Below are 11,686 nucleotides of genomic sequence, written 5' to 3' on the forward strand. Positions count from 1 at the left end.
GAGGGGGCGCCACCTGTCCGGTCATCCGGCTATGCGGTTGACCGTCGTCGTCCGCGTCGCCTTCTTCAGTTCCATCTCCCGCCTGCGGCGCCTCGCCAGCACCACTCGGCGTTCCGCTGCCGTGAGGCCGCCCCAGACGCCGTACGGTTCGGGCTGGAGGAGGGCGTGTTCGCGGCACTCGACCATCACCGGGCAGCGCGCGCAGACGCGCTTGGCCGCCTCCTCGCGGGAGAGCCGCGCGGCGGTCGGCTCCTTCGAGGGGGCGAAGAACAGGCTGGCCTCGTCGCGCTGGCACACCGCCTCGGTGTGCCAGGGAGCGTCTTGGTCCCTGTCCCGCACGGGCACCCGCTGGGCCGGAAGGGCAGCGACCTGCACGGACGAATGCGGCGGTTGCAGCACGGTCTACTCCTGACGACGGCTTCGCGAGCGAGAGACGATGCAGCAAGGCCTACCCGCTGTGCGCGCGCCTATGCACAGCGTTCCCAACCGCAGGCGCACCGCGGCTCGTTCACGCCCCCGCCGCGAGGACACAGAAGGGCCGGACCCTTCCGGTCACCGGTGGATTCCCCATCGTCAACGGCCCAGGTGCCTGCGCAACTTCCGGTCGACCTTGTCCTGGACGCGCTCCAGCTTCCGGTCGACCTTGTCCTGCACCCGCTCCAGGATGTCCGCCACGCGCTTGCCACGCTTGGGCCGCGCCTCGACATTGCCCAGTACGGCCCAGCCGTCGACATAGACGACCGGCGCCTGGGAGTCGACCGAGTCCAGCGTGTCCACCTCGAAGTTACCGAGGACGCCGCCTCCGGTGCCGCGCAGCGACACGTTCTCCGGGACGCGGATCTGCACATCCCCGAAGACCGACACGGCCTTGATCACGACCTGCTGGTACTCGAAGATCGCCTCGCTGAGGTCTATCTCGACGCTGCCGAAGACCGAGTACGCATGGATCCGGCGGCCGGCACGCCAGCGGCCCCTGCGCACCGCGCTGCTGAAGACGGCGACCACGTTGGCGTCGGCCTCGTGCGGGACCGCGCCCGGGGTGGGGCGGGGCGGGACCGCCGTGTAGGCGGAGGCGGAGGGCTGCTGGTGCGCGGCGGGCAGGTCCCGTATGAAGACCTCCAGCTCGCCCACGGTCTTGGCGGCGAGGACGCCCCCGACCCGCTCGGCATGCTCGTCAGCGGTCAGCCGGCCCTCGGCCAGGGCCTCACGGAGGATCTCGGCGATGCGGTCACGGTCGGCGTCCGAGGCACGCAGCCCGTCGACACGTGCTTCGGTGTGCTTCTGAAGGTCCACGAGCACAGCGTAGCGAAACGCGATAGATCGCGACTAGGGGCTGTGGAAAACCCCGGCGTGTCGAACTGAGCCTTACCTCACAGGTTCCGTGCCGGCGGCAGGTTCTACGCTGGTGAGGCCCGCCAGCGTCGGCGGGCCGCCGTCCGTCAGAGTGAGGAATGGGCTGAGATGCCTGAGTTCGCGTACACCGATCTGCTCCCCCAGGGCGAGGACACCACCCCGTACCGGCTGGTGACCTCCGAGGGCGTGTCCACCGTCGAGGGACCGGACGGGCGGACGTTCCTCAAGGTGGAGCCGGAGGCGCTGCGCAAGCTGGCCGAGGAGGCCATCCACGACATCCAGCACTACCTGCGCCCGGCCCACCTCGCCCAGCTGCGCCGCATCATCGACGACCCGGAGGCGTCCGGCAACGACAAGTTCGTCGCCCTGGACCTGCTGAAGAACGCGAACATCGCGGCGGCCGGCGTGCTCCCGATGTGCCAGGACACCGGCACGGCGATCGTCATGGGCAAGCGCGGCCAGAACGTACTGACGGAAGGCCGCGACGAGGAGGCGCTGAGCCGCGGCATCTACGACGCCTACACCCAGCTGAACCTGCGCTACTCGCAGATGGCTCCGCTCACCATGTGGGAGGAGAAGAACACCGGCTCCAACCTGCCGGCCCAGATCGAGCTGTACGCCACCGACGGCGGCGCCTACAAGTTCCTGTTCATGGCGAAGGGCGGCGGCAGCGCCAACAAGTCCTTCCTCTACCAGGAGACCAAGGCCGTCCTGAACGAGGCCTCCATGATGAAGTTCCTGGAGGAGAAGATCCGTTCGCTCGGCACGGCCGCCTGCCCGCCGTACCACCTGGCGATCGTGGTCGGCGGCACCAGCGCCGAGTACGCGCTGAAGACCGCGAAGTACGCCTCCGCGCACTACCTGGACGAGATCCCGGCGGAGGGCTCGGAGCTCGGCCACGGCTTCCGCGACAAGGACCTTGAGCAGAAGGTCTTCGAGCTGACCCAGAAGATCGGCATCGGCGCGCAGTTCGGCGGCAAGTACTTCTGCCACGACGTCCGCGTCGTCCGGCTGCCCCGCCACGGCGCCTCCTGCCCCGTCGCCATCGCCGTCTCCTGCTCGGCCGACCGCCAGGCCGTCGCGAAGATCACCGCCGAGGGCGTCTTCCTGGAGCAGCTGGAGACCGACCCCGCGCGCTTCCTGCCGGAGACGACCGACGAGCACCTGGACGAGTCCTCGGACGTCGTCAGGATCGACCTCAACCAGCCGATGGACACGATCCTCGCGGAGCTGACGAAGTACCCGGTCAAGACCCGCCTCTCCCTGACCGGCCCGCTGGTCGTGGCCCGTGACATCGCGCACGCCAAGATCAAGGAACGGCTGGACGCGGGCGAGGAGATGCCGCAGTACCTGAAGGACCACCCGGTGTACTACGCGGGCCCGGCGAAGACCCCCGAGGGCTACGCCTCCGGTTCCTTCGGCCCGACGACGGCCGGCCGCATGGACTCCTACGTCGAGCAGTTCCAGGCGGCGGGCGGCTCCAAGGTGATGCTGGCGAAGGGCAACCGGTCCAAGCAGGTCACCGACGCGTGTGCCGCGCACGGCGGCTTCTACCTCGGCTCCATCGGCGGCCCGGCCGCCCGCCTCGCCCAGGACTGCATCAAGAAGGTGGAGGTCCTGGAGTACGAGGAGCTGGGCATGGAGGCCGTCTGGAAGATCGAGGTCGAGGACTTCCCGGCGTTCATCGTCGTCGACGACAAGGGCAACGACTTCTTCCAGGATCCCGCACCGCAGCCCACGTTCACGTCGATCCCGGTCCGGGGCCCGGGGCTGTAGGGCAGGCCGGTCTGCGAGGGGCGGCGGAGTGGCTCCGCCGCCCTTTTGCGTGCCCTCGGGACACTCTTCGGGGCCAACGGTCGTACATATGACCGACTTTGGTTGAGCTCTACCCAATCACCTGAAGCCGTCCGTATCCTAACGAGAAGTCACGTGTTGGGGGGCGAGGACGCATGACGTTTCACCAGAATCACTGGCAGCTGCAGGGCAGCAAGGTCTACAACATCGCCGGGGATCTCCGGCTCACCGAGCAGAGCGGCCCGCAGGAGTTCGCCGCGGTGCTCCGGGAACTGCGTACGCGGATCGGGGCGTTGGAGTCCCTGTCCGAGCCCGAACGGGCGGACCTCGACCGAGATCTCGCACAGGCCGATCCCACGGCGGACGGCGACGGGACCGACACGGTCGAGGGTGACGTGGTGGCCGGGCGTCTGACCCGCATCGCCGGCCGTCTGCGCGCGCTCGGCGGCACGGCCGCCGCCGCCGTCGAACTCGGCGGTGCGGTGGAGTCCCTGGCCCACTTCGCCGGTCAGCACCTCTGAACGGCCCGTGCCATGCCGCCCCTGGCCACCTCGGGGCCTGACGAGCCGTCACCCGAGGATCACGCACGCATGCACTCGAAGCGGCCCATCGAACAGCTGCTTCCCCAGGTCAGCAAGGCGCTGCAGCCCTTGCTCCGCGGCCTGATCGACAAGCTGGAGCAGGACCCGGCCCTCTACGACGACAAGGTCGTACAGGCCCTGGTCCTCTTCGCCCAGGAGGCCGACCGGCGCCTCGGCGCGGAGGGCGATCTCAGGGATGTCCTGGACGCCGGATCGGCACTGCGCCCACCGGACTTCAACCAGCCCGGCTGGACGGTGGAGACCGTCAACAACGCCGAGCGCATCTTCCTCACCACGGTCCAGGTCGCGCTGAACCAGCCGGCGCGCTCGGCCGCGGACCCGGCTCCGGAGCCACCGCCGCCGCCCCCGCCCGACGACGGGCCCGAGTTCCGCAAGGCCGTGGCCACCATTCTGCTGAACAAGCTGGCGTACACCCAGAACGAGATCAACTGGCTGGACGAGAGCTTCGTGGAGCTGACGGCCATCGTGGAGGACGTGGACGGCTACGCGGCACCGGGCCGGCTCGGTCTGCTGCGCCGTCGCGGCCGGTACGCGACCAGCCCCCTGACCCAGGTGCTCGCCGAACCGAAGACCAATCTGGTGCTGCTGCAGGGCGCGCCCGGCGCCGGCAAGAGCGTGGCCCTGCGCCAGCACGCCAAGGCGCGCCTGTCCGACATCCGCGACGGCCGGACGCCGGACGCCCCGCTGCCGCTCTACGTCAACCTGCGCGAGCTGAAGGCGAAGCCGGACGAGATCAACGCCCAGCTGCTGCGGCGGTACGTCGTCGAGCAGACGGTGTCCAAGGGCAGCACCGAGCTGATGGCCTATTTCGCGCACTGCTTCGACGAGGATGTGCGCCACCGCCGGGTCACCCTGCTGTTCGACTCCTTCGACGAGATCCCGGCGGTCCTCGGCAGCGCCACGGTCGACAAGGCCGTCAAGCCGTACGTGAAGACGGTCATCGAGCTGATCGGCGGCGGGGGCCGCTGCATCGTGGCCTCCCGGGAGTACAAGGGGCCGCGCGCCACGGGCTGGACCCGGCTCAAGATCCTCGGCATGTCGCCCGCGGAGCAGGAGTCCTTCCTGCACCGGGCGGGGCTCGACCGGCGCCGCATCGACCTGGTGCAGCCGCTGCTGACCGATCCGCGGCACGGTTTCGCGATGGAACTGCAGAACCCGCTGAGCCTGTCGCTCCTCGCGGACTACGTGAAGACGAGGAACGCGCTGCCGGACCGGCCGAGCGCGCTGTTCGAGAGCTATGTCGCCGAGCGGCTGGGCCCCGCGGTGCTCACCCTCAGCCTGCGGGACGACCCGGAGGAGCGCCTGGTCGAGCAGCGGCGCACCGAGGACTTCCTCACCGAGTTCGCGTTCCGGCTGACGTCGAGCCGCGGCGAGCTGTCGGTGGACGAGCAGACGTTTCTGGAGGAGGTCGGGGAGGCGGCCGGCCCCGACCGGCACGCGCGTGACCGGCTGCTCGGCGTCCTGCGGGAGTCCGGGCTGCTGATCCAGCTGCCCGAGTACTCGGGCCGGCGCCGGATCTCCTTCGGCCACCGGCGGGTCCAGCAGTACTTCGCGACCCGGTACGTCGCCCTCAACCCGTCGGCCGTACCGGCGCGGGAGCTGGCGACGCACGGCAAGTGGCGGGAAACCGCCGTGACCGTGCTGCAGGCCGGCTCGCCGGAGGTCACGGGCCCGCTGCTGGAGGAGCTGGCCAACGTGCTGGAGGCCGAGTGGGACAGGTACCGGGAGGCGGAGAGCACCAGCGGCCAGGTGCCGCACCCGCGCTCGGCGTACCAGGCGATCGTCGGCGACGGGCCGCGCGTACCGTCGGCGCACGCGCCGTTCCAGTGGTCGTCGGATGCCGTGCACTGCCTGGAACTGCTCACGACGGCCTACCACGGCCGTCTTGACCGGCCGCCCGCGGTGGTCGAACGGCTGGTCACCCTGCTGGTCGCGGCGGCCTGGGAACGGGGCAGCGTCAGTGACCGCAAGTTCGCGGTCGACTGCCTGCCGCTGCTGCCGGAGGCCGACCGCGAGCGGTACATCGACCTGGCCTTCGCGGGCGACAGCAGTTGGATCCGGACCACCGCGCTGCGCGACTGTGCGACGCTGCCCGCGCTGTCGCCGGCCATCTCCCGCTCGATCCGCAGGCTGCTGATCACCATGCTCAACGAGCGCTCGCTGGCCGTCGAGTCCCATGCCGTGGACGTCGATCTCCAGCGGCTGCGCCGCAGTGACGACCTGCTGCGGGTACGCCGGGTGATCAGCCGTACGACGCCGGGCCTGGTGCTGCTCTGTACGCTGCACACGCTCGTCGGTGTGGCCATGAGCACCACCTGGTGGAGCCTGCGGGACGAGATGCTCTGGTGGTGGCTGTTCCCGTTCTTCTTCTTCTGGTGGTTCCAGTCCAGCAGTCCGCTGTCGTACCGGGCGGCCAAGGGCCGGGTGCGGCGCCTGGTGGAGCGGGTCGCCGACGGGACCATGGGCTGGAAGGCGGAGGAGGCCGAGGCCGACACGCTCATGGGGATCGGGGTCATGGGCGCCGGTGTGAACGCGGTCGCCCTGGTCGTGCTGGGTGTCATCCGGATGATGACGGGCCATCTGACAAACGGGATCCTCTATGTCGCGGTGTACGCGCCGCTGAGCGTGGCCCTGTTGCTGTGGGGGCCGAGCGTGCTCTACCTGGTGTACTACGGCCGGTCCGCCCGGGAGCTGAGCACGGGCCGGCTGATCCTCGCCATTCCGGCCGCGGCCCGGATCGAGGGCCATCCGATCCGCTGGCTGTCCGGTCTTGACTGGCTGGGGTTCGCGTTGCGGGCCGTGCTGAGGTACGTGCTCATGGCGGGGCCCTTCGTGCTGATCTACTACCTGCTGACCCTGGCGGGCCGCACGGGCCGGATCATCATCGCGGTCGGGGGCGCGGTCCTGGCGGCGATCTTCCCGCTGGTCTTCCTCAAGGCCCTGGTGCGCGAGATCCGGGGCCACTGGCGGGTCCAGCGCGCCGTGCGCAGGGCCAGCGCCGCACCCGGGGACGGCCAGGGCAACATCGAGTTCTTCGAGAACATGTGCTCGCTGTCGAACGCCGACGAGGCCGCGGAGTACGTCCAGCAGGTCCGCGGCAACCCCCGCCTGGGTTCGCTCGGCCTGGACCAGCACCAGGTGCGGGCCTGTATCGACCTGCTGCAGAACGCGGCGGCGGAGCCGTCCGCGGAGGGGGACGCGTACGGTCTGCGCCGGCTGGCCCGGTGGCGGGGGCACCCGGGCCTGCTGGACCAGTTGGGCCGCCTGGACGAACAGCTGCGCGCGCGGTGACCGGTCCCGGGAACAGTGCTGCCGGCGATGTTGCTGTCCCAGGTGGAGGTGATCGGCAATGGCCGACGAAGAGCAGACGTATCGCATCGAGCACGACTCCATGGGCGAGGTACGCGTCCCGGCGCACGCCAAGTGGCGGGCGCAGACGCAGCGGGCCGTGGAGAACTTCCCGGTCTCCGGGCAGCGGATCGAGCGGGCGCACATCGAGGCGCTGGCCCGGATCAAGGCGGCCGCGGCGAAGGTGAACGCCGGACTCGGTGTGCTGGACAAGGACGTCGCGGAGGCGATCCAGGAGGCGGCGGGCGAGGTCGCGGAGGGCCGGTGGGACGAGCACTTCCCGGTGGATGTGTTCCAGACCGGTTCCGGCACCTCCTCCAACATGAACGCCAACGAGGTGATCGCCACGCTCGCCAGTGAGCGGCTCGGCCGGGACGTGCACCCCAACGACCACGTCAACGCCTCCCAGTCGTCCAACGACGTGTTCCCGTCCTCCCTGCACATCGCCGCCACCGCCGCCGTCACCCACGACCTGATCCCCGCCCTCGACCACCTCGCCGCCTCCCTCTCCCGCAAGTCCGAGGAGTTCGCCGACGTCGTGAAGTCCGGGCGGACCCACCTCATGGACGCCACCCCCGTGACCCTCGGCCAGGAGTTCGGCGGTTACGCCGCCCAGATCCGCTACGGCGTCGAGCGGCTGCGCGCCTCCCTCCCCCGCCTCGCCGAACTCCCCCTGGGCGGCACCGCCGTGGGCACCGGCATCAACACCCCGCCCGGCTTCTCCGCCGCCGTCATCGAGGAGGTCGCCCGGGCCACCGGGCTGCCGCTGACCGAGGCGCGCGACCACTTCGAGGCGCAGGGCGCCCGGGACGGGATCGTGGAGACCAGCGGGCAGCTCAGGACCATCGCGGTCGGACTGACGAAGATCGCCAACGACCTGCGCTGGATGTCCTCCGGACCGCGCACGGGGCTCGCCGAGATCCGGCTGCCCGACCTCCAGCCGGGGTCGTCCATCATGCCGGGCAAGGTCAACCCGGTGATCCCCGAAGCGGTGCTCATGGTGGCGGCCCAGGTGATCGGCAACGACGCCACCATCGCCACGGCCGGCGCCTCCGGGAACTTCGAGCTGAACGTCATGCTCCCGGTCATCGCCAAGAACGTGCTCGAATCCATCCGGCTGCTCGCCAACGTCTCGCGGCTGCTGGCCGACCGGACGATCGACGGCATCACCGCCGACCGGGAGCGGGCCCGGGAGTACGCCGAGTCGTCGCCGTCCGTGGTGACACCGCTGAACAAGTACATCGGGTACGAGGAGGCCGCGAAGGTCGCCAAGAAGTCCCTGGCCGAGCGCAAGACGATCCGGGAGGTCGTGCTGGAGGGCGGCTATGTCGAGCGCGGTGACCTGACGCGGGAACAACTGGACGAGGCACTGGACGTCCTGCGGATGACCCGCCCGTGAGCCCGCCGGTCCCACGCGACCGTGACGTGGACCGCAGCATCGTATGCCTACGGCACCTAATATCTGTCCATGACGGACGACGGAGCGATGACACACCTGGACGCGGACGCGGGACCTGCGAGCCACTGGAGCCCGGGGGACCGGATCCTGTGGCGCTACCGGGAGAACGCGGGCCGGCACTTCCACATCGCCCGGCCCGTCACCGTCGTCCGTGACGACGCCGAACTGCTCGCCGTGTGGCTGGCCCCCGGCACCGACTGCATGAAACCCGCCCTGGCCGACGGCACGCCCGTGCACCAGGAGCCGCTGGAGTCCCGCTACACCAAACCGCGCACGGTACAGCGTGACCGCTGGTTCGGCACGGGCGTGCTGAAGCTGGCCCAGCCCGGCCGGCCCTGGTCGGTGTGGCTGTTCTGGGAGCCGGGCTGGCGGTTCAAGAACTGGTACGTCAACCTTGAGCAGCCGCTGGCCCGCTGGGCGGGCGGGGTGGACTCCGAGGACTACTTCCTGGACATCTCCGTCTCCCCCGACCACAGCTGGCACTGGCGTGACGAGGACGAGTTCGCGCAGGCCCAGCGGGACGGGCTGATGGACGCGGCCACCGCCGAGCGGGTGCGGGCGGCCGGGCGGGACGCGGTCGAGGTGATCGAGGCCTGGGGGCCGCCGTTCTCCGACGGCTGGCCGCACTGGCGCCCGGATCCGTCCTGGACGGTACCTCCTCTCCCCGAGGACTGGGACCGTACGCCCGCGCACGTGTCCTCATGAGACCCTTGATGCGCCCCCGGGCACGAAACGTAGGATCGTCCTCCGCAAGGGCGCACAAGTGCAACTCCGGGGGCACGCGCCGGGCTTGACCGATCGTCACCGAGGGGCGGCAGCACGTGAGCGAGGGGCACCAGGGCACAGGAACCACCTCTGAGCACGCGGGAAATCCGTTCCTGGGGCACGTATTGCGGGTATCGGGACTTCTGCGGGAGCAACTGCGCGCCGGGCGCGCAGTGCCGTACGGATGGATGCGACACGCGTGACGGAGCAGCCCACCTCCTTCGAGCGCCCCCAGGGCGCCGACCCCGCGGAGGGCCGCGGGGCGCTCCGGCGTGCCCCGAAGCAGGCCGGCGGGCCCGCCGGCTTACCGGTCCAGGCCCGGACCGACGGCACGCCCTCCGGCCCGGGGACGACCACGCCCCGCGGCAAGGGGAACAAGGGGAAGGAGCCCCCAGTCAACGGCCCCGAGCACTCCCAGCCCGCCACCACCGAGCCCGGCGCACACCGCCCGCGCCCCGCGCCGGAGGGCATCCCGCCCCAGCCCGGCACCGAGCAGGAGCGGGCACCGGACGGTCAGGACCGCCGTACCGGGCGGGGACTGCCGCCGGGGCGGCCGATGCCCATGCGGCGCGACGGCGACCGGCTCAGGTTCGTCGGCGCGGCCACCCGGCGGATCGCCCGCGGTCTCGATCTGGACGAGATCGTGATGGGCCTGTGCCGGGCGACGGTGCCGACGTTCTCGGACGCGATCCTGGTCTATCTGCGCGACCCGCTGCCGGTCGGCGACGAGCGGCCGACCGGCCCGGTGGTGCTGCGGCTGCGCCGTACCGACCGGATTCCGGAGGAGCGGGACACCGACGGTGTGCTGCTGCCGCCCGCCTTCGAACCGGACCCGGAGCCGAGCGCGCTGGCCGAGCTGTCCGCGCTCACCACCGAGCTCTGCGAGGTGCGCCCCGGCGGCGCGCTGAACGAGGTGCTGCGCGGGGTGCGCCCGGTGTTCGCCGACGCCCCCGCCGCCCGGGCCGCGCTGCCCGAGCTGCTCGGCGAGGGCGGCGACGCGGTCGTACCGTCCGGGCAGCACGCGATCCTCGCGCCGCTGCGCGGCAGACGGCGGGTGATCGGCGCGGCGCTGTTCCTGCGCCGCCCGGAGCGGCCGGCGTTCGAGGCCGACGATCTGCTGGTGGCGGCCCAGCTGGCCACGCACAGCGCGCTCGGCATCGACAAGGCGGTGCTGTACGGCCGTGAGGCGTACATCGCCGACGAGCTGCAGCGCACCATGCTGCCCGAGACCCTGCCCCGGCCGACGGGTGTGCGGCTGGCCTCGCGCTATCTGCCGGCCGCCGAGACCGCCCGGGTGGGCGGCGACTGGTACGACGCGATCCCGCTGCCCGGCAGCCGGGTCGCGCTGGTCGTCGGCGACGTCATGGGGCACTCGATGACCTCGGCGGCGATCATGGGCCAGCTGCGCACGACCGCGCAGACCCTGGCCGGGCTCGATCTGCCGCCGCAGGAGGTGCTGCACCACCTGGACGAGCAGGCGCAGCGGCTCGGCACCGACCGCATGGCGACCTGTCTGTACGCCGTCTACGACCCGGTCACGCACCGCATCACGATCGCCAACGCCGGTCATCCGCCGCCGGTGCTGCTGCACCTGGGCGGCCGGGCCGAGGTGCTGCGGGTGCCGCCGGGCGCGCCGATCGGCGTCGGAGGGGTGGACTTCGAGGCCGTCGAGCTGGACGCGCCCGCCGGGGCCACGCTGCTCCTGTACACCGACGGTCTGGTGGAGTCCCGGCTGCGGGACGTGTGGACCGGTATAGAGCAGCTGCGCGAGCGGCTCGCCGCGACCGCCCAGTTGACCGGTCCCGACCATCCGCCGCCGCTGGAAGCGCTGTGCGACGAGGTGCTGGACATGCTCGGGCCGGGCGACCGGGACGACGACATCGCGCTGCTCGCGGCCCGCTTCGACGGGATCGCGCCGAGCGATGTCGCGTACTGGCGGCTGGAGCCGGAGGACTCCGCGCCCGGGCAGGCCCGTCGGCTGGCCCGGCGCGCGCTCGCCCGCTGGGACCTGGAGGATCTGACGGACTCGGTGGAGCTGCTGGTCAGCGAGGTCGTGACGAACGCCGTGCGGTACGCGTCGCGGCCGGTGACGCTGCGGCTGCTGCGCACGGACGTGCTGCGCTGCGAGGTCGGCGACGATGTGCCGCAGCTGCCGCGGCTGCGCCAGGCGCGGGCCACGGACGAGGGCGGGCGCGGGCTGTATCTGGTCAACAAGCTGGCCCGGCGCTGGGGTGCGACCCGGCTGAGCACCGGCAAGGTGGTCTGGTTCGAGCTGAACCGGGGCTGAGCGGCCCGGACATGAGGGAGGGGGGGGGGGGGGGGGGTGGGCGGGCCGCGCCCCGAAGAAGTTAAAGTGATGGTGGGG

At 71.3% G+C, this 11,686-nt stretch carries 8 protein-coding genes; 6 read left to right on the forward strand and 2 right to left on the reverse strand.

Going from position 1 to position 11,686, the window contains the following annotated elements; all coding sequences use genetic code 11:
* Window positions 1-21: 21 nt before the first annotated feature.
* Together ABT171_RS01485 and ABT171_RS01490 are read right to left on the reverse strand one after the other, a co-directional pair.
* Window positions 22-399, reverse strand: a complete 378-nt coding sequence (locus ABT171_RS01485; protein ID WP_351238530.1) for a WhiB family transcriptional regulator — start codon at window positions 397-399, stop codon at window positions 22-24.
* 174 nt (window positions 400-573) lie between these two features.
* Window positions 574-1,293: a DUF1707 SHOCT-like domain-containing protein gene (locus ABT171_RS01490; RefSeq protein WP_351238532.1), complete on the reverse strand. Its 720-nt coding sequence runs from the start codon at window positions 1,291-1,293 to the stop codon at window positions 574-576.
* 168 nt (window positions 1,294-1,461) lie between these two features.
* Between ABT171_RS01490 and ABT171_RS01495 the strand changes: the two genes are divergently transcribed.
* The 6 genes from ABT171_RS01495 to ABT171_RS01520 all read left to right on the forward strand — a co-directional run bounded on the left by ABT171_RS01495 (window position 1,462) and on the right by ABT171_RS01520 (window position 11,608).
* On the forward strand, window positions 1,462-3,129 hold the full coding sequence (locus tag ABT171_RS01495) for a fumarate hydratase (protein WP_351238534.1): 1,668 nt from the start codon (window positions 1,462-1,464) through the stop codon (window positions 3,127-3,129).
* 173 nt (window positions 3,130-3,302) lie between these two features.
* Entirely contained in the window at window positions 3,303-3,668 is a 366-nt protein-coding gene (locus ABT171_RS01500; protein WP_351238536.1) for a hypothetical protein, read from the forward strand.
* 69 nt (window positions 3,669-3,737) lie between these two features.
* On the forward strand, window positions 3,738-7,040 hold the full coding sequence (locus tag ABT171_RS01505) for an NACHT domain-containing protein (RefSeq protein WP_351238538.1): 3,303 nt from the start codon (window positions 3,738-3,740) through the stop codon (window positions 7,038-7,040).
* Between the two features lie 58 nt (window positions 7,041-7,098).
* Window positions 7,099-8,496, forward strand: coding sequence for a class II fumarate hydratase (locus tag ABT171_RS01510; protein ID WP_351238540.1), 1,398 nt, complete (start codon window positions 7,099-7,101; stop codon window positions 8,494-8,496).
* A gap of 69 nt (window positions 8,497-8,565) precedes the next feature.
* A complete protein-coding gene (fomD, locus tag ABT171_RS01515; RefSeq protein ID WP_351238542.1) occupies window positions 8,566-9,261 on the forward strand; it encodes a cytidylyl-2-hydroxypropylphosphonate hydrolase in 696 nt (231 codons plus the stop codon).
* Between the two features lie 259 nt (window positions 9,262-9,520).
* The gene (locus tag ABT171_RS01520; protein WP_351238544.1) at window positions 9,521-11,608 is read left to right on the forward strand and encodes a SpoIIE family protein phosphatase; all 2,088 of its coding nucleotides are present in this window, start codon (window positions 9,521-9,523) and stop codon (window positions 11,606-11,608) included.
* Window positions 11,609-11,686: the final 78 nt, after the last annotated feature.

This window comes from Streptomyces sp. NPDC001851 (assembly GCF_040297165.1).
GTDB lineage: Bacteria > Actinomycetota > Actinomycetes > Streptomycetales > Streptomycetaceae > Streptomyces.

Excerpts from the sequence above, each read along its gene's own strand:
- ABT171_RS01495 (WP_351238534.1), top strand. The coding sequence starts at position 1,462 with ATGCCTGAGTTCGCGTACACCGATCTGCTCCCCCAGGGCGAGGACACC.
- ABT171_RS01500 (WP_351238536.1), top strand. The coding sequence starts at position 3,303 with ATGACGTTTCACCAGAATCACTGGCAGCTGCAGGGCAGCAAGGTCTAC.
- ABT171_RS01505 (WP_351238538.1), top strand. The coding sequence starts at position 3,738 with ATGCACTCGAAGCGGCCCATCGAACAGCTGCTTCCCCAGGTCAGCAAG.
- ABT171_RS01510 (WP_351238540.1), top strand. The coding sequence starts at position 7,099 with ATGGCCGACGAAGAGCAGACGTATCGCATCGAGCACGACTCCATGGGC.
- fomD (WP_351238542.1), top strand. The coding sequence starts at position 8,566 with ATGACGGACGACGGAGCGATGACACACCTGGACGCGGACGCGGGACCT.